Source organism: Draconibacterium halophilum (assembly GCF_010448835.1).
GTDB lineage: Bacteria > Bacteroidota > Bacteroidia > Bacteroidales > Prolixibacteraceae > Draconibacterium > Draconibacterium halophilum.
Genome location: NZ_CP048409.1, coordinates 4,269,344 through 4,292,991, shown reverse-complemented (window position 1 = coordinate 4,292,991; position 23,648 = coordinate 4,269,344). Strand labels below are relative to the sequence as shown.

Here is a 23,648-nt window from a genome sequence, read left to right as displayed (position 1 = left end):
AATGAGCAACATATTTGTTTATTGCGAAATAGAAGATGGCCACGTAGCTGATGTTAGTCAGGAATTATTAACCAAAGGACGTGGACTGGCAAACGAATTAAACTGTAAACTGGAAGCCATTGCTATTGGGCACAAGCTTGATAAAGTTGCAGAACAGGTAATACCTTACGGTGTAGATACACTTTATCTTGCCGATGACAAGCGTTTATATCCATACCAGACCTTGCCACACACTTCGATAGTGGTGAACCTGTTTAAGGAGAAAAAGCCACAGATTGCTCTTATGGGAGCATCATCGATTGGTCGTGATTTAGGGCCACGTGTTTCGTCAGCATTGCACAGTGGTTTAACAGCCGACTGCACCAGTTTGGTAATTGGCGATCATTACGATAAAAAACAAGACAAGAAATACGAAAACCTTCTTTACCAGATTCGTCCGGCATTTGGAGGAAACATCATTGCAACCATTATCAACCCCGATTGCCGTCCGCAAATGGCAACCGTGCGTGAGGGAGTGATGAAAAAGGAAATTCTTGATTCGAAATACAAAGGAAAAGTAGTTACACTTGATGTGGCAAAATATGTAAACGACGAAGATTTTGTTGTTGAGATTATTGAGCGTCACATGGAAAAAAGCAAGGTGAACGTAAAAGGTGCACCTATTGTTGTTGCCGGTGGTTATGGTGTTGGCTCGAAAGAGAACTTCAAGCTGCTTTACGATTTGGCAGAAGTGCTGGGTGGCGAAGTTGGCGCATCACGTGCTGCTGTTGATTCGGGTTATGCCGGTCACGATCGTCAGATCGGACAAACCGGTATTACCGTTCGTCCAAAGTTGTACATTGCCTGTGGTATATCGGGGCAAATTCAGCACCGTGCCGGAATGGAAGAATCAGCACAAATTATCGCTATCAATACCGACCCTGAAGCTCCTATCAATTCCATAGCCGACTATGTAATTACCGGAGATGTGGCAGAGATCATTCCTAAAATGATCAAGTATTATAAAAAGAACAGCAAATAGTCACGATTTAAAATTGTAAAAAATGGCAAATTATTATACAGATAACAGCGAGTTGAAATTTCACCTGAATCACCCATTAATGAAAGAGATCGTTCGATTGAAAGAACGTGAATATGCTTTCAAGGATGAATTTGATTTTGCGCCGCTGGATTACGAAGATGCAATTGACAGTTACGATCGTGTGCTGGATGTTGTTGGAGAAATTTGCGGGAACATAGTTTCCGAAAATGCCGAAAGTATCGATGCTGAAGGACCGGAAGTAATCGACGGACACGTAAAATATGCCCGCGGAACGGAAGAAAATATAAAAGCACTGAATCAGGCCGGATTAATGGGCATGTCGTTACCTTACAAGTACGAAGGTTTAAACTTTCCGATTGTACCTTACATTATGGCTGCCGATATTGTTTCGCGTGCCGATGCAGGTTTTGTAAATATTTGGGGTTTGCAGGACTGTGCCGAAACCATTAACGAATTTGCTTCGGAAGAACAAAAGGAAAAATACCTGCCTCGTGTTTGCAATGGCGACACAATGGCGATGGACTTAACGGAACCGGATGCGGGCTCCGATCTTCAGGCAGTGCAGTTAAAAGCTACCTGGAATGAGGAAAAACAAACCTGGTTACTAAATGGTGTAAAACGATTCATTACTAATGGCGATGGAGATATTTCGCTTGTATTGGCCCGTTCGGAGCCTGGAACCTTAGACGGTCGTGGTTTGTCGATGTTTATCTACGACAAACAGTCGGGAGGAGTATCCGTTCGTCGTATCGAGCACAAAATGGGTATTATTGGTTCGCCAACCTGCGAGCTGGTATTTAAAGATGCTCCGGGCGAGTTGGTTGGTTCTCGTAAAATGGGACTGATAAAATACGTTATGGCATTGATGAATGGTGCGCGTTTAGGAATTGCTGCTCAGTCGGTAGGACTGTGTGAAGCTGCTTATCGCGAATCGATTATTTACGCCAAAGAACGTATGCAGTTCGGAAAAGCGATTATAAAATTCCCGGCTGTTTATGAAATGCTCTCGCTCATGAAAGCCAAACTGGATGCATCGCGTACCTTGCTCTACGAAACAGCGCGCTTTGTTGATATGTATAAAACCTACATGCACATTGCTGAAGAGCGCAAACTGGAGAAGGAAGAGCGCAACGATATGAAAAAATACCAGCGTTTGGCCGATATTTTTACGCCACTTGTAAAAGGTATGTCGAGTGAATACAGCAATCAGTTGGCTTACGATGCTGTTCAGATTCATGGTGGATCGGGCTTTATGAAAGACTACCCGGTTGAACGGATTTATCGCGATGCACGTATTACATCTATTTATGAAGGTACAACGCAGTTGCAGGTGGTTGCGGCAATCCGGGGTGTAACTACCGGTGGTTACCTCAACCAGATTCGTGCATACGAAGCTGAAAAGGTTTCACCAACTTTGGAATACCTGAAACGTACATTGATTATTTTAACCGCCGATTACGAAGAAGCAGTGAAAAAAGTAACCGCGCCGGGAGACAACGAATATGTTGATTTCCACGCACGTCGTTTGGTTGAAATGGCAGGCCACATTATTATGAGTTACCTGTTGTTGCTGGATACTAACCGCGATGAAATGTTTATGAAATCGACCAAAAATTACATCGCTTTTGCGAAAGCACAGGTTAAAGCACATGCCGAGTTTATCCGTGCCTCAGAATTAAGCGACATGGGCGATTATAAATTTGAAATGCAATAAAAGTTTTGAGCCGTGAGCTATTAGCTTTTAGCAAGAAAATAATAAAGCCACTTTCCGGATTCGGAGGGTGGCTTTTTCTTTTGTTAGTACTCCCAAAAGTTCCGGAAAACGAAAGTCGAACAAGCAACATCCGTAATTTGTTAAAATATATGGATGAAAGAAAGAATAAATTATGCGTTTCTATTCGCAAGTATAAAAAAGCCGGATAAAATGAGAATTCGACAATCTATACTTGTCCTGTTTTTTGCTTCATTTATATTGCTTCTATCATCGTATTCGCAATTATTTGCCGGTTCTTCATTTAAACTTCAAAAAGGAAATATACTGGTTTACGGGCACAATCTCAACGAAGGCGATATTGGTGTTCCCGGCCTGGTTTTTATCAACAAACGAGGGATTTTTAAAACAGGTAGAACGTGGCGCGAAATCATTTCACGAGGACAGGTGAATCCTTCCTCGCACTCCTGGGTTTCACGCTACGGATCGGTTACCTTTAACAATTTCGGAAAAGATTTTCCTGATGGCGGGATGAACGAAGCCGGGTTATTTATATGGGCAATGAACGAGGAGGCTGATTATCCAAAAAACGATAGCCTGCCCAAACTCAACCAAAAGAACTGGACGCAGTACATTCTAGATAATTTCTCAACTACTGAAGAGGCAATTCGCAGTGCCTATGAATTTGAGATTGATGGCTGGAGCTGGCATTTCTTTGTGGGTGATGCCGAGGGAAATACGGCAGCAATTGCCTTTATAAATGGCGAAGTAGTAGTGCACACCGGAGATGAAATGCCTGTTCCGGCACTTTTTAATTCTCCCTATGATCGGGAGATGGAGCTGCTAAAATATTTTCGTGGATTTGGTGGCGAATATGAGCCCGACGAGAAGGATCCAAATGTGCCCCGTTTTGTACGTACCGCAGTTATGATCGATAATTTCAATAAAGGTGATGATCCGGTGGAATATGGATTTTATATGCTAAAAACATTGCGTATATACGATGAACCTGAATGGTCGGTACTCTTCGATGCACGTGACAGAAACGTATATTTTCATACCCGTGAAAACCCGGAAAGGAAGGTGTTGGTATTGGACGAAATTGATTTTAGTAATACCGAACCGGCACAGGTGATGAACATTGCTATCAGATATAAAGGCAATGTACTGTCGTTATTTGAACCCTATTCCAAAAGCATAATGTACAACTTTATCAAGAATGAGTTACTGCCTGTACTACCCAGAGATTTTTATACGCATGGAGACCTAAGCGGCAATGAGTTTACTGACCGAATTGTTAGTCACACCGACTCATACACCGATAGTGCCAACCATTTTTTTAAGGGAACATGGAGAAATATAACTTTGGTGACAGAGAATGAATTGAACTTTTCCCTGAAATTTGAAGTGGTAGGTAGTGCGGTTACAGCCTTTATCTTGCAGAGTGCAAATGATGAGAATTATGAGGTCGATAACCTGCAAATGATTGGGAGACAATTCTGTTTTACCTTTCAGACAAAATCGGGGAAGATTCTGGAAGTTAAGGGGCATATTAACGATGACAAGATGCATGTTCAGCTTTTTGGGATCGAAGATTTTTACGGAGAATACACATTAAAAAGAGCAAACTAGCAAAATATATCTGCCATAGAAATTTTTATCAGCTTTACTTTTTTACATACGTTCGAAATTTTATAAGACCCAGAGATTAGCTCACGTCGTTGTTTTTCAGTGTATTATAAAATTTGTATATTTAAACAGCTGTGATTCGTTCGAAAAACCAATAGATTTTGAGCCGTATGCCAGAGGTGTTTACTAGTAAAGCAAAACAAATCCTCCTAGAAAATCTTACCAACGACAAATTTGGAGTTAGCGAGTTGGCCGCTGAAATGGGATTGAGTCGTTCACAATTTCTCCGGAAAATAAAGGCTGTTACCGGCAAATCTGCCAACATGTTTATCCGCGATATTCGTCTTGAAGAAGCCGTCGTTCTTATCGAAAAAGACGATGATACCGCCTCCGAAATTGCCTATAAAGTTGGTTTTAGCAGCCCTTCGTATTTCAATAAATGTTTTCACGATAAATATGGTTGTACACCTGGCGATTATAAAAAGCAAGCCGGAGAGGAAGGTGTTTCGGGATCAGAAATAAAAGCATCTTCAGTTCCAAATAACCGAATGAAAGTGGCAGGAATGTTTCTGCTATTTGTTATTGTAACTGTAGGATTTGGTTATTGGGGTGCAAAACTGGCTAAGCCCGAGGAAGCAGTAACGGAAGAAATAGCCATTGCCGTTTTACCTTTTTTGGACTTGTCTGAGATGAATAATAGATCATATCTGGCTTTGGGACTTACGGATAATCTGATCACCGAACTCTCTAAAATCAAAGGTTTTCGAGTAACTTCAAGAGGTTCTGCAATGATTTTCCGCGATTCGGTGAGATTTTATTCAGAGATTGCAAAATATCTTGGAGCTGATCTGTTATTGGAAGGCAGTGTTTTAACCGAAGACGACAGTATGCTTGTGAATGTGCAGCTGATAAATCCTTTTCCGAAGGAAGAACATATTTGGGCGAACCAATATTATCAACAGTCGACAAAAATATTGCAGGTAGTTAGCGATTTGAGCTTTAGTATTGCTAATGAGATTTTGAATGCCACTCAACCGACAAAACCACAACAATTACCGGAGGTAAATGAGAAAGCCCACGAATTGTACCAGAAAGGGAGAATGCTGTGGTTAACTCAGGATATTCGTAAAGACAAAATGAAGGATGCTGTTGAATACCTTACATCCTCTGTTGCGATCGATCCCGATTTTGCTCCGGCCTATTTAACCCTGGCCGAATGTTACATGGCGCTCGATCGGCTGGTGTATGACCATGCAGAAGAACAGGTTTACCGAACAAATGCAAGAGCGGCAGTTGAAAAGGCCCTGGAATTGGATCCGTCTCTTGCCGATGCGTACACAACAAAAGCCAACCTGGTAGGAAAGCTCGACTGGGATTGGGAACAAATGAAAAACCTTGCAGAAAAAGCCCTGGAACTACAACCCAGTAACTCGGATGCACATCTGGTTCTCTCCAATTATTATACGGTAAAGGGCGACTATAAAAATGCAATAAGCGAGGCATTAACTGCAAAGTTGTTGGACCCGTTAAATCCACGAACGCTAAGCTTTTTGGCCGAACGCTATTACATTGTTGGAGAGTATAACAAAGCAATTGATAACTACAACGAGGTGCTTGAGCTATTTCCTACCTTTGGTTTTGCAATGCATGGTTTAGGCTATGTATACCTGCAACAAGGTGCCCCCGAAAAATCGATTGAAATATGGACCGAGCTTCAGGATCTGATGAGAAACAAACCAGTTGCCGAGTTTTACAGAACAGGTGCTCCGTTTCAGGATTGTATTAAGTTTTATATGAAAGGGGCATTAAAAGGACAAGATAAATATTGTTGTAACCAGGCTGTGGTATCGTCGTTGTTTATGATGGTTGATGATTTTGAAGGTACAATCGATTATCTAAAAGTTGCCTACGAGGTCAGGAATGAAGACCTGCCTTTTGTATTGTCATATCCAATTTATTATCCCTTGCACAACAATCCGGAATTTCAAAAATTGGTTAACGAGATTGGTGTTGTTTTACCTCAGTCGAAGCTCCTGTAAATTATTTCCCAAATCTAAAATCACAGTAAGTTTTCCCTTGCATGCTTCAAAATTGTAAGGGGTGCGCCAAATTTTAAAGTTTATGCTTCATGGCTGATAAGTTATAAAAGCCTTTTCAAAGGAACTTTGTAGCATAAACTTTAAAACTAATTGTCATGAAAAAATCAATTTTATTATTAATCGTATTAGCGGTAGCACTGGCTTTTGCAGGGTGCGAAAAAGACCTGGTTGAAGAACCAGATAGCAGCACGGAATTAAAAAGCGGAAACTCGGGAAATAATAAAATAACCGGAGTTGATGAATACGGTTATAACTGGAATGCACATCTTTTTAAAGGAAGTTTTTATAATGCTATTGTTGGCGATAATTTATATGCATCTGCTCCATGGTCTCATACAACACCTTATCGGGGAATAGATGAAGATATTACTCCTCCTGAATATTCCGAAGAACCAGAGGATATGTATGATTTGTGGGGAATGGCCTGGTGGTTACGTCACGTTAATTTGGTTATGAAATGGAATGAATCACTGATTTCAAAAGAAGGTGTTTATCCTGCAAATTTAGACGATTGGATTGGCTCGGATGGGTGGATCACCTTTGAATTTAGTGGAATTGATGCGAACGGAAAAAATTGGTCTCAATTCCAGAAAATGGTTGCAGCAAATCACGATGATATGCTTAAAAAAGACGGCGAGTGGTATCCTAATGGAGTGTGGTACAACAGTGACGATGAAGAAATAGGTATCTTCAACGATTGGACCCAGCTAATTCTGGTTCAGTGCGAGAAAACAGGCGAACCTCCATTTCCATTTTCAACAATACCGGAATATAACAATACTGAAAGATTGGGATTCGGTATTACAAAGAAATAAGAGCTAAAATTATTCAGCAGTATAACTTTTACTTATTAATTAACGTGAGTTCGGGCTAAGCAATGCTGCCTTAGCTCGAACTCACGCTAATATAGGGTACACAATGAATTTTTAGGCGAATTACTTTAGTCTTACAGCGCAAACATTTTCAATGTATTGATACCATGACGACGTTAGAGAATGATAATTTCCTGTTATACCAAAATCAATTTCTGAATTTATAAAAGCATCTAGTCCTGTCTCAGAAGCTTCCAGAAGGAAAGTGTGGGAAATAATGTGTTCGAATAAGGTTGAAAAGGGAACTCGCCTGCTGGATAATATGCGAATAGAACGTGTTGTTCGTTTTCTGGTAAAGGGCATTCTGTAGGATTGCATAAGTCTACGGAATGAAAAAATGCCGCGGGTACTGGTTCTGTTTCGCGAAAATTGAAAAAACAGACACGTGTCAAAAATCTCCGGTCTTCCTACATTTTGGTAGGATTCTCCTTATTTTCTTACAAAACGGAAAGATTAACTAAAGCCGCCAAAATTCTAAAGTGTTGGTTTTTAAAAGACTGTGTTTTTTGGTATTGCTTTTGCCAAAGTGGTGCCAAACAAAATTCAGAAGATATGAAGGTGATGCTTCCCATTGCGGATAAAAAGAAAGGAAATGAGACTGTTGCTCGTGGATTTCACAATGCAAGTTATGTTTGTATTTACGATAGCCAAAGTAAATCGATGGACAGAATGCCGGTAAAAGCCGTCTTTTCAAATCCTGGAGAATTGGGCAAAGAACTGCAACAAATAGGTGTAAGTACCGTTATTAGCGGCTATTTGCCACCTATGGCTCTGCGTTTATTTGCACGTAGCGGATTGGAAGTATTTAGAGCACGAGGAACAAATGTAACAGAGAATATCAATTTTTTTATACAGAATCAACTGGAGTCGTTTACCACACAGAAGGCACGCGAAACCTGGGGATGTAATTCATCGTGTGGGTCTTGCAGTTCAACAACATGTAACTAAATAAACAATGGCAATAGATAGAGCAATAACGTTTGTAAAACGAGCTACCACCGAAATTACATTTCGGAAAGAGTGTTACAATTGTCAATCGCGACAAGAACTGATTGATAGAATTGGTTTCGATGAGGTGGAGTTCGACGATGCCATAAATATGCAGCTGGTAAAATGCCAAACCTACGAGCAAGCTGAAGTTTATCAGCAAATAAGAATGTGGTTTTTATCGCTATAAGGTAGTAATCAAGTCAGAAAGGAACTTTGGTCTTCGGACTTCGTACTTCTGGCTTCCAACATTTCAAATATGAATTACCGGGATTTAGAAGCCGTTCGGCAAATTGTAGACAATGCCACCGGCCTTGAAATAACTTACGCATACGAGGATTTGGTTTTCCCCGACAACGGAGCTTTTATCATTCAGTTTGATGAATCAAATACTGATAATTTGTTTTGTTACTTTCAGGAAGGTTGTAATCCAAAAGATCAAAAAAACATTTTTGCCAGTTTGGTGAATGAAACTACAAAAATGAAAGCCACCATGGAGTTAAAGGGCGCATACACTCTGGAACAACAAGACGAGAACATTCAAATCAAATTTTTACAAGCTAAACCACTGTAATTCGCACTTTTTTGTTTTTTAATTTGGTGTTGTTTACCGCTTCTATAGTATCTTGAACTTTGGCGGATTGAATGGCAACAAAAGCGCAGTCGAGTTTTAGTTCTATTACGCCTAGTTCGTTTTTGTTCAAATTGCCTTGTTTAAAAAACAATCCGGCAATATCGCCTTTCGAGATTTTGTCTTTTCTCCCCCCCGAAATAAATAATGTTTCCCATCCCGTTTCAGCAGGGAGAGGCGCTTCTTGTAATTCCTCAATTTCAGTTTCAGGAATAAATTCGGGCAACTCTTCGTTGGCCCATTTTAATATGTAGGCTGTTCCCTCGCTGTGCATACGAGCTGTTCGTCCGTTACGGTGGGTAAATTCCTGAAAACGGAGTGGAAGATGGTAATGCAGAATAAATTTCAATTCAGGAATATCCAGGCCGCGGGCTGCCAAATCGGTAGCTACAATTAATCGGTGGGTTCCATTTCTGAATTTTATGAGTACTCTTTCCCGGTCTATTTGTTCCATACCTCCATAAAAAGTACCATGACTGATTCCTCTTTCTGTTAGGAAATCACTTACTCTTTGAATCGACTCTTTAAAATTGCAAAAGATAATGCCCGGTTGATTTCCCAGATGGCTTAACGCTTTTACTAAAGTTTCTAATTTGTCTTTTTCCGGTGAGATAATGGTTTTAAGGGCCAATTCCGGTATATTATCTTTCAGATAATTTACGCTTAATGGGTTTTTAAATTCAAGGAATTCGGGTATGCGAACTCGGTGTGTGGCGGATGTAAGGATTTTTTTCTCTACGTCAGGAACAAAAGAAACAATGTCTTCCATGTCTTTTTCAAAGCCCACTTCCAGCGATTTGTCAAATTCATCTAAAACAAGTGTTTTAATTTTTCCTGTGTAAAAGGTTTCTCGGCGCAAATGATCGGCAATTCGCCCGGGAGTACCAATTAAAATAGCAGGCGGCCGGTTTAAATCAATGCGATCCTTGCTAAAATTCCGACCTCCGTAAAAGGCGTTGCATTTGTACCCGGTACCCATATCGCGGGTAACTTGTTCTATTTGAATGGCCAACTCGCGCGATGGAACAAGAATTAATACCTGCACATGAGGACAGTCAGGATCGAGTTCTGCAACAATTGGCAACATAAAGGCCAGGGTTTTTCCTGTTCCTGTGGGCGACAATAAAATAATGTTATTGGCAGCATGAACGGCTAATTTTGCCTCTTCCTGCATGGGGTTAAGTTTCTCAATATTAAGTTTACTGAGAATATTCTTTTGGTTTTTCTTTTTTCCTGACATGGCGCAAAGGTAGTTTTAATCGCATCAAGTTTTTACTGTTGGTAGCAAAATAGGTATGTTTGTAATTCAGAATTAGCATTCAAATTAATTCCGACTCGAATTTATAGAATCACAAACAAATCAATGAAAAAATTTCAACATCTTCTGGTAACTACAATCTTCCTGCTCGGAGTTATTTCTATTTCGCTGGGGCAATCGATTCGATTAACGCAGTGTAACGAATCAGGTATTTATAAGAGTGGTGAAAAGCTGGAAGTATCGGTTTTGTTGGAAGATGCAAACACGGATTCACTTTCAATAAAGATTTTGAAGAATTACGAGGAAATAGAACAACAAAATATAAAAGTGCCAGGCAGTACTTTTGTACTTTTTGAAAAGGTGGTTGAAGAACCTGCCTCGTGGATTTTTGAAGTTAGTGCGGGGGAAGAGAAGGGGAGTTTGGGAGCAGTTGTTGATCCCGGGAAATTTCAACCCGGAACAAAGCGGCCCGAGGATATTGATAAATACTGGGAAGCAGAAAAGAATTTATTGAGGTCACTACCGGCGACAGTGAAAACGGTTTCGGTAGAAGATGTGGAAAAGGGATTTATTTGTAAAGACCTTGAGTTAAATTGTACCGGACCAAAACCCGCACGCGGATATTTTGCCAAACCTTTGGCTGCAAAAGAAAAATCGTTGCCGATTGTTTTGGTGGTTCATGCTGCAGGAGTGAAAGGGTCGTGGTGTTTGGCGCAACCACAAAATGCGATGAGATTCGCAAAAAAAGGAGCACTTTGTTTCGATTTAAATGCACACGGTATGTTAAATGGGCAGCCTCAAAACTATTACGACAAATTGGAGGAGGGCGAGCTCAGTCGTTATTGGGAAAAAGGAATCGAAAATCGTGACGCGTATTATTTTAGAGGGATGTACCTGCGTTTAATACGTACACTTGATTTTCTCACCAGCCAGCCCGAGTGGGACGGAAAACGAATTCTTGTGCTTGGCGAAAGCCAGGGAGGAGGTCAATCCTTAGTGGCTGCCGGCCTCGATGATCGGGTATCGGCAGTGGTTGCTACTGTGCCTGCCATGTGCGATTGGGGTGGTACCCTGGCCGGCAATAAAGGAGGTTGGCCCAATCCTTTCGGAACGGATAACAATCGTGAGAAAATGTTGCAGACTGTTCCTTATTTTGATGCCGCACATTTGCTGAAAAACTCGAAAGCGACACTTGTTGTTGAGATTGGGAACATCGACTATACCTGTTCTTCCAATTCTATTTATGCCGCGATTAATCAGGCAAAAGGCAAAAAAATAATGTACAATGTGCCATATCGTGGTCATCATCTCAACCAAAAATGGTATCAAAAAACGTGGGAAGAGACGGTTTATAAACCCAAAATGGAGTTTGTCGATAACTATTTGAAATAGTTTTTTTCTTATTCTTTCAATTGATGCATTGTTTCGTTTGCAATTTTCTGCACATGAATGATTAACATGACTGCCTTCGTAAAATTTACTGTAGCTACAGTTTCGTTTAATTCATCGCACAAGCCCTTTCACATTCTCTCCAATCCCTCAATAAACAGGAACGCTTACAGAAGTGACAAAGACGAGTGAGTTAAAAGCATTGTCAGGTCTTTCGTATCTACTAATCAGCGGCTTGAAAATAAGCCCCTGAAACGAGTTCAGGATAACGTCTTGGGTTTGATTAATTGCGAACATTCAATTATTATTTATTTCGTCATCAAAAAAATGTATTTTATTTGAAAACAAGGGGCGTGTCAAAAAAAACATTCAATTTTTGGCGAGGCGTGGTATTTTTACGGGGGATTAATTAAAAAAAGGTATTATTTATTTTTGAAGCTCAATTGAAAGAGGGGTGTGTCTTGATAATCGGCATAATAAAAAGATGTTAAATGTTGCGATTGTGTCTAAAAATGATTTATAATTGTTAAGAAGCATAGAAATATGTCAGTAAAAATTTTGTAATGTTTACAAAGTGATTATTTTTGATGCAAAATATTTGACAGCTAAGAAAATTTACGAATATGTGTGGAATTGTTGGAGCATTTGATTTAAAAGTTAAGGCGGAGGACCTCCGCCCTCAGGTGTTGATGATGAGTAAAAAAGTTCGTCACCGCGGGCCCGACTGGTCGGGTATTTATTGTGGCGAGAAAGCAGTAATTGCTCATGAGCGTCTTTCAATTGTTGACCCGGAGTCGGGAGGGCAGCCATTATATAGTAAAAACGGGAAACTGATTTTAGGAGTAAATGGCGAGATCTATAATCATCGTGAAATTAGAAAACGCTACGAAGGGAAATACGAGTTTTTAACCGGCTCGGATTGCGAAGTAATTCTGGCTTTGTATAATGATAAAAAGGAAAAGTTCCTGGATGAGATGAACGGAATTTTTGCCTTTGCACTTTACGACGAAGAAAATGATGCTTACTTAATTGGTCGAGATCATATTGGAGTTATTCCATTGTATCAGGGATGGGATAAATGGGGCACTTACTACGTAGCATCGGAATTGAAATCGTTGGAGGGATTTTGTACCAAGATCGAAGAATTTCCTCCGGGGCATTATTTATATAGTAAAGACGGAGAAATTAAAAGATGGTACGATCGTGAATGGCAGGAATTTGATAATGTCAAAGATAATCCGGCAAGTGTTGAAGAACTGGCGCAAGCGTTGGAAGATGCGGTACAACGCCAGCTAATGTCTGATGTTCCTTATGGAGTATTGCTTTCTGGTGGTTTAGACTCATCCATCACTTCCGCTTTGGCAAAAAAATTCTCATCAAAACGAATTGAAGAGGGCGGCGAGAAAGATGCTTGGTGGCCACAGTTACACTCGTTTGTAATTGGCTTGGAGGGTTCGCCCGACCTGGCTGCAGCGCGTAAAGTTGCTGACCATATCGGAACCGTTCACCACGAGATTAATTACACCATTCAGGAAGGATTGGATGCTATTAAAGATGTAATCTATCATATTGAAACATACGATGTAACCACGGTGCGGGCATCTACACCAATGTATATGATCTCGCGTGTGATTAAGTCGATGGGCATAAAAATGGTTCTGACAGGAGAGGGGGCTGACGAAATTTTTGGCGGATACCTGTATTTCCATAAAGCACCAAATGCCGAAGAATTTCATAAAGAGTGTGTACGAAAAGTAAGCCGATTGAACATGTACGACTGCTTACGCGCCAATAAATCACTTGCTGCATGGGGTGTTGAAGGTCGTGTGCCTTTCCTCGATAAAGAATTTGTTGATGTGGCCATGCGTTTTAATCCTGACGCCAAAATGGCAAAAGACGGAAAAATGGAGAAACACTGCCTGCGCGAAGGGTTTGCTAAATATTTGCCGGAAGAAGTGGCATGGCGCCAAAAGGAACAATTCTCTGATGGTGTTGGTTACGGTTGGATTGATACGCTGAAACAAATCGCCAACGATAAAGTAAGCGATGAAATGATGGAAAATGCAAAATTTCGTTTTCCGGTGAATCCACCTATGAACAAAGAAGAATATGTGTACCGAGAAATTTACAGCGAGCACTTCCCTTCGGATACTGCGGCAGCATGTGTGCCGTCTGAGGCTTCAATTGCATGTAGTACTGCTGCTGCTATTGAGTGGGATGCTTCATTCCAGGGTAATGCCGATCCATCTGGTCGCGCAGTAAACGCTGTACACACGCAAGGAGCTACATTTAAGGATATTAAAAAGTAATAGTTTTAATTTATTATCGATCATTCAAAGAGCCATTCGTGTTATACGGGTGGCTTTTTTTGTAAAAGATTTTGTACACAAAATATGAATCTGAACCATCAGGATGGTTGTTTTGCGGACAAAACGTAAAAAAGAATCATCAGGATTGTTGTTTTATCCGTAAAATGTAAATCAGAATCGTCAAGATGGACATTTTGTCCACAGAACATAAATCTGAACCATCAGATTTTCCGAAACAGTAATAAAACTAATCACAAAGCGCAATAAAATTTCGAATAAGCTGATGATTATAAAATTCAGGATGAAACTGGCTGGTGAATAAAGGTTTATTTTTGTGTTTCATTAGCTGGTTTTTGCAGGTTGTCGATGTTATGAGTAATTCAAAATCAGCGGGTAAAGTTATCGAATCGTTGTGCATTTGTTTCACGATAAACTTATTGGATATTCCTTTAAAAAGCGGATGTGCTTTAACGATCTCCACCTCAAAATCGCCTGATTCCGGTTCTTTGCTTCGCAGTAATTCCGATCCGTACAAATAACCGGTTACGTGATGTCCGGCACAAATACCAAGTACCGGATTTTCAAAATCTTTTATCCAGCTAAAATAAGGAGCATGATGCTCTACAATGTCGTCACCTTGTGGAGAGCCGGTTAAAATTATACCATCAAACTCATTCAAATTTGTTTTTGCACAAGCTGCATATTCAATAAAGGTGGAAGTAGAGCCGGTATCCGATATTAGTTGCTCTATCGGTTCGGCAAACTCCCGAATTCCGGGCTCAGCATTATTTACTATCAGAATTTCAGGCATTGAATTATATTTTGTCAAGTACGAGTTTCGCCGAATAACGTCCCAATTCTATCAACTCTTTTGCTTTGTAGAAATCGTAATTCCCGGAGGCGTCGCGCGAAACACTTATTACCACATCGGGTTTCCCCTTTTCAATGGAATGGTCTACCTGTGTTAACATTGCGGTGGCCGGGGCCTGGTCGATAAGCGAGAGAAATCCAAAACGCTCTTCTTTTTCTTTTGAATGATTTTTATGTATAAAATCGTAAAATTCGTTCAGCCATTTTTTGTAAGTCGATTTCTTCTCTTCTCGATCTTCTTGTTCATGAAAATATTTAGGAACCGGAGTAGCGGCATTTACATGAACGGCCACCAGTAAATCGCCTTCGTTCCGTTTTACATTTGATATGGGAAGGTTGTTCATTACTCCTCCATCAACCAAAACCTTGTCGTTATTGGTAATGGGCGTAAAAACTGAAGGGATGGCGATTGATGCCCGAATAGCGTTGAATAAACTGCCTTTGGTGAATACCACCTCTTCACGATGTTTTAAATCAACTGCAGTAGCCGAAAAATCAATTGGCAAGTCTTCGATAAGCGCATCGGGTACAATTTCCTGAATTTTTGTCAATACTTTTTCGCCTTTTATCAGGCCGTTTCCTTTAAACGAAAAATCTACCATGCGGAACATATCGTGCCGTTCCAACGAGGTGATCCATTTTTTAAACTCCGGCAATTTCCCAAGGGCATAAATTCCACCAACCAATGCTCCCATCGAGGTACCTGCAACTGAGGTGATGTTATAACCGCGTTCTTCTAATTCTTCAATTGCGCCGATATGTGCCATTCCGCGGGCAGCTCCGCCCGAAAGTACCAAGGCAACGTTCTTCTTCATTTTTCTTTCAATTTTACCCTTGCAATTTAAAGAAATTCTATCGTTTAATTCAAACTATCATTTTTCAGGAATGCGCAGAATGCGTATATTCGAACAGAATTAAATAAAATAGAAAAAAACTGTACAATGAGAAAGTTATTAGTCGTTATCTTAAGTATTGCCTTGTTTGCCTGCTCGCAACAGCAAGAAGGCTATAAAATTACCGTTAATCTTGATGGTGCCGAAGGAAATGTAATGTTGGAACAACGTGGTGCCAGCCAATGGATTGGTGTTGATACTGCTGAGGTTGTTGATGGTGTTGCTGTTCTTGAAGGTGAAGTAGATTTTCCGGGTGTGTATTATTTGTCGGTAAACGGACAACGTAATAAAGCGGTTGTTTTTGTTGAAAACACTACAATGTCAGTAAGTGGTAAAGCTGATTCTATTGCGGCTGCCGAGGTGAGTGGCTCCACTACCCACGATGAGTTTAAAACAATAAACGAACAGATACAGGAAATAGGCGAAGAGTATATGGCTTTATACCAGGAAGCGCGTACTGCCGGTGCTGCCGGAGATACTGCAAAAGCCAATGAGTTGATGGAACAAGTTGAAGCTTTGTATGCAAGTGTTGGTACCTTGCAGGAAGATTTTGTGAAAAACAATCCGGCTTCGTATGTTACTCCATTTTTGCTGAGCCAAATTCAGTACGAAAAAGATGTTGATGAACTGGAAGCACTTGTTTCCGCATTGGATCCGAAGTTAAATGACGTTCCTGCAATTGTAGATTTGAAAGCAAAAATTGAAAAACTAAAAACAGTAGCAGTTGGACAAACTGCACCTGATTTTACCCAAAACGATCCGGATGGAAATCCGGTTAAGTTTTCTGATATCTATTCAAAAAACGAGTTGACTTTACTTGACTTTTGGGCAGCGTGGTGTGGACCATGTCGTGCTGAGAATCCGAATGTTGTTGCAACTTACAACAAATACAAAGATCAGGGATTTGATGTCCTTGGTGTTTCGCTTGACAGGGATAAAGATGCATGGTTAAAAGCAATCGAGGATGATGGTTTGACCTGGAATCATGTGTCGGATTTGGCCTACTGGAACAATGCTGCAGCAAAAATGTACGCTGTAAATTCTATTCCGGCGAGTTTATTAGTTGATAAAAACGGGATAATCATTGCTAAAAATAAAAGAGGCGAAGAGCTGGAAAAAACGGTAGCTGAGTTTCTGAATAAATAGAATTATTTCAATTCAAATAGAAGAAAACCGTTTTAGCAGTAACATGTTAAAACGGTTTTTTTAATGTCGGTTATCAGGCTTGTATACTCCCGGTAAGGAAATAAGAAGTTAAAAATCAGTGTTTTGCAGCCGGCGAATCAGCTAAAAAGTTATCAGTTATTGATATGAAAGCCTGTATATTTGAAAGTACAAACCAGAGTAGTATTGAAGATTAGAATTAGTTTAAGTTTAGTTAGTAGAATTAGTTTAAGTTTGGTAATTAAGTTGCAACGTTACGAAAAAGAGGAGAACCAATTAAGGATGTGTAACTTATTAAGTTGTTTTTATTGGAACTAGGAAAAGAGGATTAAAAAATCCCGGTGTATTTTACCGGGATTTTTTTTATTTCACATTTTTATACGTCAAAGAAAAAAGCAAGCGCTTTCATCAATTCGATTTGCTACATTTGCCGCATGCAAAATCATTTTGGAGAAATAGCCGGTGTCCTCACTGCGGTTTTCTGGACGGTTACTTCGCTGGCATTTGAATCAGCCGGAAAGAAGGTTGGTTCGCTCGCTGTTAATCTCATTCGTTTGGTCATCGCCTTTTTTCTTGTTGGTGTCTACAGTTGGATAACTCGGGGATTCTTTTTTCCAACTGACGCAAGCATGTATGCCTGGAAATGGCTGGCCTTTTCCGGAATTGTTGGTTTCCTAATTGGTGATTTGCTGCTCTTTCAAGCCTTTGTGTTAATTGGTGCACGAATTTCCATGTTGTTAATGGCGCTGGCACCTCCATTTGCAACGCTTATGGGGTGGCTGCTTTTAGGTGAGGTACTTTCTCCGCAAAGCTGGTTGGGAATGGCAGTTACCATGACCGGGATTATTATCGTTATTCTGAAGCGCGAAAAATTGGAAAAAAACGGTGTTAAAATGCGAAAGTTTAAATCGTCGTATCCCATAAAAGGTATTTTACTGGCGTTGGGTGGTGCCATGGGGCAAGCTGCCGGACTGGTGATTAGCAAAAAAGGAATGGGCGATTACGATGCTTTTTCAGCCACACAGATACGGATTTTGGCAGGCACTGTTGGCTTCGCTATTCTCTTTGTATTTATTAAGCGCTGGCCACGTGTTTGGGCCGCTCTAAGAAATAGCTCAGCAATGAAACGCATTACACTTGGCGCTTTCTTTGGCCCTTTTCTAGGTGTCTCTTTTTCGCTCTTGGCGGTGCAACATACCAAAGCCGGAATTGCAGCAACGTTAATGGCTATTGTTCCGGTGCTTATCATCGGACCTTCTATTCTCCTTTTTAAAGAGAAGGTGAACTGGAAAGAAATTATTGGGGCAGTAATTGCTGTATGCGGTGTGGCAATGTTCTTTTTGTAGAAAGTCAGTCTGAGCGAAGTCGAAGTTTAGTGATTTGCCTTTCAGCCTTGCTCAATCTGTAATTTTATATCTCAATATTCACTTCCATGCCCAGCCATTCTTCAAGTTTTGCTTTTACTTGCTGTTTTTGTTCATCAGGTAAATTACCAATCCGGGTACTATGGCTTCCTTCTGGTTTTACAATCTTCAGGAAATTGGGTTTGTTGGGTACTTCAAATGCCGAGGCCGACCATGGATCCCATTCACCATAAATAAACAGTATTTTTGCATCGGTTTTTTGAATGAATTTTTTTACCTGTTTCGCAGTCTTTTTGTTGTATTTAATCTCAAGTCCGGACAGGTAAATTCGGTTTAACCAACCCTCTGCCGTTTTTATCGACAGGTAGTCTTTAAACGGTTTTACATCATAACCGTAATAACCCAGTTCGTGGGCTGCCTGCACATAAAACGATTTGAAGATATCCACTCCTTCGCTCGATAAATACATTGGCGACGAAACTTTTACCAGTTGTGCAAACAGTTCTTCGGCAGTTGTATCCAAAGCCGGAATATCATCCGGAGAATTGTCATATTGCCATAATCCATACGAATATTCCAGCACTATATAATCCAATAGTTCATCATTGTTTAAAAGCGGGTGGTAATTTTTGTCGGTGCAATATTGCTCAAGTAGCGGCAGGTAGGTTTCACGGTTTTTAAGAATATGCAGTTGGAATGCCCGCACTTTTGCACGACCTTCAGGAGTTCCGGTGGTGTTGGCAATAAACGGCTCGTGGCGGCCATCTTCAACACCAAAATTCAGCGGCGCAACATATGGTACCGAAACGTCAACATCGCTGGGATAAAGCCAGCGGTGATAAACAGTGGTTTGCCCGCCCTTGCTAATACCGGTACTAATCCATTTTCCCGAATAATATTTTTTCATCATCTGAATAATATGATGATGATCGGCAGCGGCATTGCGCACTGTAAGGTAATCCCAGTTTAAAGGTTCCGGCATCGATTCGCCAAAATAACGGTGATCCATACAAATTTGGTTTGCACCCAATATCGGACAAAGCTCAGTTATATAATTTGGGTTTTCGGAATAACCGCCGTTGTAGCCTTCGGTTATAAAAACTACAGGCTGGTCAAGACCTTTGTCGGCTATCAATACCCGCTGTAAAAATGTACCTTTTGATGGATTGGAATGATCGACAGGTTGCTCCACCATAATTTTGTATTTAGCCACAAAAAAGTCGGTGTGCCCCATTTCTTCAACACTTTTAATTTCGGGTTGATTTTCGAGAAAGGACTTAAGCGTGTTTTGGGAAAAAGTAACTGCCGACAGCAATAGCAGAAATAGTAAGATTTGAAATTTCTTCATGAGCCTAATCTTGTAATATTCTTTTGTTTTGGTTTCCCAAAACCGTTTTTTGTACATTTGAATGCAAGTAAAAAATAATCTTCAACATAAATTATGAGGAAAGCCATAATCTTTTTTATTACTGTAATAGTAATAACGTGTCAGGCAGCTGCTCAGAGCCTGCCTCGTGTAAAAATGCAAACTTCACTAGGTGAAATTATTGTTGAAATTGATACAATAAATGCACCGGTTACTGCTAATAACTTTCTGAAGCATCTAGATACTAATACTTATGAGAATGCTTTGTTTTACCGGGTGGTACGAATGGATAATCAGCCCAATAACGATGTAAAAATAGAGGTGATACAGGGAGGAATTTACACTGAACCACGGTTTGAATCCATAAAACCAATTGCACACGAAACAACCGAAACTTCAGGTTTAAAGCATCTGGATGGCACAATTTCGATGGCACGTATGGAGCCGGGCACAGCATCTACCGAGTTTTTTATTTGTGTAGGCAACCAGCCCGAATTGGATTTTGGAGGCAAACGAAATCCTGACGGGCAGGGATTCGCAGCTTTTGGACAAGTTGTGGAAGGAATGGATGTAGTTCGGAAAATCCAACAACAAAATGATAATCAGCAAACACTTGTGGAGAAAGTGAAGATTAAAGAAATGCGGCTGCAGTAAAAACCAAAAGATGAGCAATTCTGAAATAAATACAATAGAAACCGAACGGCTGATTTTTTCGGAAATTGAAATGGAAGACCTTGAAAGAATACATCGGTTGCATTCCATTCCCAAAGTGGATGAATTTAATACCCTCGGAATTCCAAAATCAATTAAGGAAACTGAGAAATTTCTAAATCAGCAAATGGAGGCGAAAAGCAAAACTCCGCGAAGTTCTTTTATGTGGAAAGTTTTGCTGAAAGATTCAGGAGCCTTTATTGGCGTCGCCGGATTTTCAGTGTCGAACGATAAGTTTAAGCTCGGTGAAATTTATTATAAACTCGATCCTGCACATTGGAGAAATGGCTATGCAACAGAACTTGCAAAAAGATTGGTGCTATTGGGCTTTGACGATTTTGGGTTACACAAAGTAGAGGCCGGAGTCGCTACCGAAAATGCAAAATCAATAAAAGTACTGGAAAAAATTGGAATGACCCGTGAAGGACTGCGCCGTAAAATTTTACCCATACGCGGAGAGTGGAAAGACAATAACCATTACGCCATTGTTGAAGACGATCCGCGCGATTATTAGACGTTATATTAATCTGGAGGCCGGCGATTATTTCGATTACATTAAAGTTACTCAGTCGGCTAAATAAAATAAATTCCCGAAAATAAATCTGAATCTTTCTTTTCCTGTTTCTTTGCAGAATTACAACATCAGGTTGACGTTATCTATTGTAAATAACTAAAACAGGGCTAACGAATTGTCGATTGTAAAAGAGAATGATTTAAGATATCCGTACAAGCCAAAAGAGGAGCTGATTCCATTGATTTTGGTGAAAACTCAATAACACTTAAATTATTAAATACCAATAACGATGTAGAAAGAAACTTTACCCGGATTCACGTATTTCCCTAAGAGCTATGATCTTAGTTTTTACTACTGATTGAAAATTTCAGAACAGAACGAAAAAAGGGCTGCCAAAACAGGCAGCCCAGATTAAGTGTTTTCTATTTGGTTGATTTCTCAGGGCAGTGTAAGTACTTCGTACCAATGTCCGTAACTCCCGGCCTCAACGGTGAAACGTCCCAAAAGGTAAAATGTGTTTCCATCCCTGTAAGGTTCTCCCATGTAGTAGGAATCCGGTTCCTCCGAATCGGGCATTTCCAACGATACCATTCCATAATCCGGATCTTCATAGCCCGTTTGCTGGGTTGCATAGAAGATATTATTATCATTGTCAACCGAAAACGAAATGGTGTAACCTTCAGTATAGCAGTCAATAATTTTGTAAACATCAGCTTCAAGTGCTTTTTCAAGCTGAACAGTCGTTTCATTCCCAAAAAACTCGGAACTGAGTGTTCCCGTTCCTATCGACTCGAATGTCAATAAAAATGAAGCTCTATATGTCGTTTGGCTATAGAATTCTGAAACATTGTCTCCTAATAAATTGAGTTTAAACTCATAGACTTTGGAAACATCAATTTGCGATATATCTACCAGGGGCACAATTTTAGCGTAGGCTTTTCCTTCCCCTTCAGCAAAAGTTACAGAAGTACTTTCAAGACCAAATAATCCTTCTATATTATCATTCATTTCTAAAGAAACCTGCGCGCTAGTTTGCTCATCAATATTGGAACGAGCAATTTGAACGCTTACCGAATAGTTATTTTCGGCAGAAAGTATATTCTCGGGAACAATTGATGAGCTAAAAGCGACATAAGACATTTCAGGTTCGTACAAGGTCCGATGTTGTCCTGGTCGCAGCTTGCTAAAATAGCGGCCAGGAGAAATAGTAGTGAATATATTTTTTTCATAATATTTTCTTTTTGTATTAATTGTCAGCCCATGGATTTTGATCGCTAACATCATTCATGTTATTGTTTCCATCAAATTCCGATTGAGGTATCGACATCACAAAATCAGGGTATTCCGGATTTAATGTATTGCGCGACAGTAATTTTTGTGTGTGGTTACTGCCCTCGAAATTGCGAGAGAAACCTGTTTTTAAACGTTTAATATCAAGAATGCGGCCTACCTCGCCCCACAGTTCAATGCGTCGTTGCAGGATAATTTCATCGAGCAAAGTTGACGAACCTCCCAGAGGAGTTGTCGGGCCGTTTGCATCGTTAACAGTGAGTGTATTTGCATCGGTTAATCCCGAGATGTCATAATTAGGATCGCGCTCGGCCATCAGTTCGGTAAGAATGGTTCTGGCCTCACCATATTTGGCTTGCATACACTGTGCTTCTGCTTTTATCAGCATCATTTCCTCGTGACGCATAAGGATATAGTCGCCCAAAGCGTTTGTAGGATCTGAAAACCGGAATTTAAACTGGTTGTAGCTCAATTGAGTTCCCAAACTGGCATTTTCTTCCAGCGGTCCATTCCACCACATTTGCTTTCGCACATCGGTACTGGCCATTTGGTTGTAAAGCCATGAACTTACGCATTTACGGGCATTTTCAGCGTACGACGATGTGCTGGCATCCATATGTCCAAATAATGATTGCGTGTCGCTAATATGCTCGGAAATAATTTGCAAGCCCCACAGAACTGTTCCTGAGTTGGCATCGTTAAATCCAAAGCCATTTGCAAGGTTCTCGCGTGATAACATTGTTGTTCCTCCACTCATGGCAATAGTAGCTGCCGATTCGGCGGTTGTCCAATCTTGCTTTTCTAAAGCAACCTGTGCTTTCAATCCGTTGGCCACATAATAATCAATATGCGACGGATGTATACGTGGTGCGGCCACATCAGGATCGAGCAATGTTAGTGCTTGCTGAATATCGGCATCAATTTGCGTGTAAACATCGGCTACTGTACCTCGTGGACTTCCTTCCGAAACATTGGTAGTTGGTTCGGTATAAATTGGAACTCCCGGAGCATCTTCATTACCCACATAAGTTTGCTGATAGAAACGTATGAGACTGAAATAAGCATACGCACGCAAGGCATAAGCCTGCCCGATAAGGCTACTTATCTCCGATGGTGCACCGGTTAAATTGTCTTGTGCTGCAATAATCGAGTTGGCATTTGAAATTACAGTGTAGTAGAAAAACCACACCGAATAAGGGCGACCACTTTTATGGGTGTAATCTGATTTTACGTTATACATATAGTCGAACCAGAACCAGCCACTTCCGCCTTCGTTTTGTACCATGTCTTCTCCCATAAGATCGTAGGTAAGCAAAAATGCTGTAACCCCGAACTCCTCGTCGGCCCAATTTGCCGACCATTCGTCGGCTACGTACATGGCGCGGTAAATTCCATTAAGTGCCACATTGGCTTTCTGAACATCGGAGAATAAAACATCGCCCGATGTACTGTCTGTAGGGTTTGTATCCAGTTCATCCTGGCAGGCAAAACCTACAAATACTAAAAATAACAGGATAAGAATCTTATCTATTTTCATGATCTGTTTGTT

At 40.5% G+C, this 23,648-nt stretch carries 20 protein-coding genes; 14 read left to right on the top strand and 6 right to left on the bottom strand.

Going from position 1 to position 23,648, the window contains the following annotated elements:
* Window position 1: 1 nt before the first annotated feature.
* From G0Q07_RS17450 to G0Q07_RS17415, 8 genes are all read left to right on the top strand, one after another.
* Window positions 2-1,021, top strand: coding sequence for an electron transfer flavoprotein subunit alpha/FixB family protein (locus G0Q07_RS17450; protein WP_163348359.1), 1,020 nt, complete (start codon window positions 2-4; stop codon window positions 1,019-1,021).
* Window positions 1,022-1,043: 22 nt separating this feature from the next.
* Complete coding sequence (locus tag G0Q07_RS17445; RefSeq protein ID WP_163348358.1) at window positions 1,044-2,756, top strand: acyl-CoA dehydrogenase family protein; 1,713 nt, start codon at window positions 1,044-1,046, stop codon at window positions 2,754-2,756.
* 210 nt (window positions 2,757-2,966) lie between these two features.
* Window positions 2,967-4,385, top strand: a complete 1,419-nt coding sequence (locus G0Q07_RS17440) for a hypothetical protein (RefSeq protein ID WP_163348357.1) — start codon at window positions 2,967-2,969, stop codon at window positions 4,383-4,385.
* 167 nt (window positions 4,386-4,552) lie between these two features.
* The gene (locus tag G0Q07_RS17435) at window positions 4,553-6,421 is read left to right on the top strand and encodes a helix-turn-helix domain-containing protein (protein WP_246223048.1); all 1,869 of its coding nucleotides are present in this window, start codon (window positions 4,553-4,555) and stop codon (window positions 6,419-6,421) included.
* A gap of 155 nt (window positions 6,422-6,576) precedes the next feature.
* On the top strand, window positions 6,577-7,296 hold the full coding sequence (locus G0Q07_RS17430; protein WP_163348355.1) for a hypothetical protein: 720 nt from the start codon (window positions 6,577-6,579) through the stop codon (window positions 7,294-7,296).
* Between the two features lie 609 nt (window positions 7,297-7,905).
* A complete protein-coding gene (locus G0Q07_RS17425; protein ID WP_163348354.1) occupies window positions 7,906-8,301 on the top strand; it encodes a NifB/NifX family molybdenum-iron cluster-binding protein in 396 nt (131 codons plus the stop codon).
* Between the two features lie 7 nt (window positions 8,302-8,308).
* On the top strand, window positions 8,309-8,530 hold the full coding sequence (locus tag G0Q07_RS17420; RefSeq protein ID WP_163348353.1) for a hypothetical protein: 222 nt from the start codon (window positions 8,309-8,311) through the stop codon (window positions 8,528-8,530).
* Between the two features lie 69 nt (window positions 8,531-8,599).
* A complete protein-coding gene (locus G0Q07_RS17415) occupies window positions 8,600-8,914 on the top strand; it encodes a hypothetical protein (protein WP_163348352.1) in 315 nt (104 codons plus the stop codon).
* Here G0Q07_RS17415 and G0Q07_RS17410 read toward each other — a convergent pair.
* Window positions 8,901-10,211, bottom strand: coding sequence for a DEAD/DEAH box helicase (locus G0Q07_RS17410; RefSeq protein ID WP_163348351.1), 1,311 nt, complete (start codon window positions 10,209-10,211; stop codon window positions 8,901-8,903). The two genes, G0Q07_RS17415 and G0Q07_RS17410, sit on opposite strands and share 14 nt — an antisense overlap.
* A gap of 123 nt (window positions 10,212-10,334) precedes the next feature.
* Here G0Q07_RS17410 and G0Q07_RS17405 point away from each other — a divergent pair, with 123 nt between their 5' ends.
* Together G0Q07_RS17405 and asnB are read left to right on the top strand one after the other, a co-directional pair.
* Window positions 10,335-11,621 carry an acetylxylan esterase gene (locus tag G0Q07_RS17405; protein WP_163348350.1) on the top strand — a complete coding sequence of 429 codons (1,287 nt, stop codon included), beginning with the start codon at window positions 10,335-10,337 and terminating at the stop codon, window positions 11,619-11,621.
* A gap of 620 nt (window positions 11,622-12,241) precedes the next feature.
* Window positions 12,242-13,927: an asparagine synthase B gene (asnB, locus tag G0Q07_RS17400; protein WP_163348349.1), complete on the top strand. Its 1,686-nt coding sequence runs from the start codon at window positions 12,242-12,244 to the stop codon at window positions 13,925-13,927.
* Window positions 13,928-14,174: 247 nt separating this feature from the next.
* On the opposite strand, the gene G0Q07_RS17395 is transcribed toward asnB, so the two are convergent.
* Together G0Q07_RS17395 and G0Q07_RS17390 are read right to left on the bottom strand one after the other, a co-directional pair.
* Window positions 14,175-14,738 carry a type 1 glutamine amidotransferase gene (locus G0Q07_RS17395; RefSeq protein WP_163348348.1) on the bottom strand — a complete coding sequence of 188 codons (564 nt, stop codon included), beginning with the start codon at window positions 14,736-14,738 and terminating at the stop codon, window positions 14,175-14,177.
* Window positions 14,739-14,742: 4 nt separating this feature from the next.
* Window positions 14,743-15,612 carry a patatin-like phospholipase family protein gene (locus tag G0Q07_RS17390; protein ID WP_163348347.1) on the bottom strand — a complete coding sequence of 290 codons (870 nt, stop codon included), beginning with the start codon at window positions 15,610-15,612 and terminating at the stop codon, window positions 14,743-14,745.
* Between the two features lie 126 nt (window positions 15,613-15,738).
* Between G0Q07_RS17390 and G0Q07_RS17385 the strand changes: the two genes are divergently transcribed.
* Together G0Q07_RS17385 and G0Q07_RS17380 are read left to right on the top strand one after the other, a co-directional pair.
* A complete protein-coding gene (locus G0Q07_RS17385) occupies window positions 15,739-16,836 on the top strand; it encodes a TlpA disulfide reductase family protein (protein ID WP_163348346.1) in 1,098 nt (365 codons plus the stop codon).
* Between the two features lie 452 nt (window positions 16,837-17,288).
* Window positions 17,289-18,200, top strand: coding sequence for a DMT family transporter (locus G0Q07_RS17380; RefSeq protein WP_246222929.1), 912 nt, complete (start codon window positions 17,289-17,291; stop codon window positions 18,198-18,200).
* 64 nt (window positions 18,201-18,264) lie between these two features.
* On the opposite strand, the gene G0Q07_RS17375 is transcribed toward G0Q07_RS17380, so the two are convergent.
* Window positions 18,265-19,566, bottom strand: coding sequence for a S28 family serine protease (locus tag G0Q07_RS17375; RefSeq protein ID WP_163348345.1), 1,302 nt, complete (start codon window positions 19,564-19,566; stop codon window positions 18,265-18,267).
* A gap of 174 nt (window positions 19,567-19,740) precedes the next feature.
* Between G0Q07_RS17375 and G0Q07_RS17370 the strand changes: the two genes are divergently transcribed.
* Entirely contained in the window at window positions 19,741-20,238 is a 498-nt protein-coding gene (locus tag G0Q07_RS17370) for a peptidylprolyl isomerase (protein WP_203532597.1), read from the top strand.
* A 10-nt stretch (window positions 20,239-20,248) separates the two neighbouring features.
* The gene (locus G0Q07_RS17365; RefSeq protein ID WP_163348343.1) at window positions 20,249-20,809 is read left to right on the top strand and encodes a GNAT family N-acetyltransferase; all 561 of its coding nucleotides are present in this window, start codon (window positions 20,249-20,251) and stop codon (window positions 20,807-20,809) included.
* Window positions 20,810-21,247: 438 nt separating this feature from the next.
* On the opposite strand, the gene G0Q07_RS17360 is transcribed toward G0Q07_RS17365, so the two are convergent.
* Together G0Q07_RS17360 and G0Q07_RS17355 are read right to left on the bottom strand one after the other, a co-directional pair.
* Window positions 21,248-21,964 carry a hypothetical protein gene (locus G0Q07_RS17360; RefSeq protein ID WP_163348342.1) on the bottom strand — a complete coding sequence of 239 codons (717 nt, stop codon included), beginning with the start codon at window positions 21,962-21,964 and terminating at the stop codon, window positions 21,248-21,250.
* 91 nt (window positions 21,965-22,055) lie between these two features.
* The gene (locus G0Q07_RS17355; RefSeq protein ID WP_203532596.1) at window positions 22,056-23,636 is read right to left on the bottom strand and encodes a RagB/SusD family nutrient uptake outer membrane protein; all 1,581 of its coding nucleotides are present in this window, start codon (window positions 23,634-23,636) and stop codon (window positions 22,056-22,058) included.
* Between the last annotated feature and the right edge of the window lie 12 nt (window positions 23,637-23,648).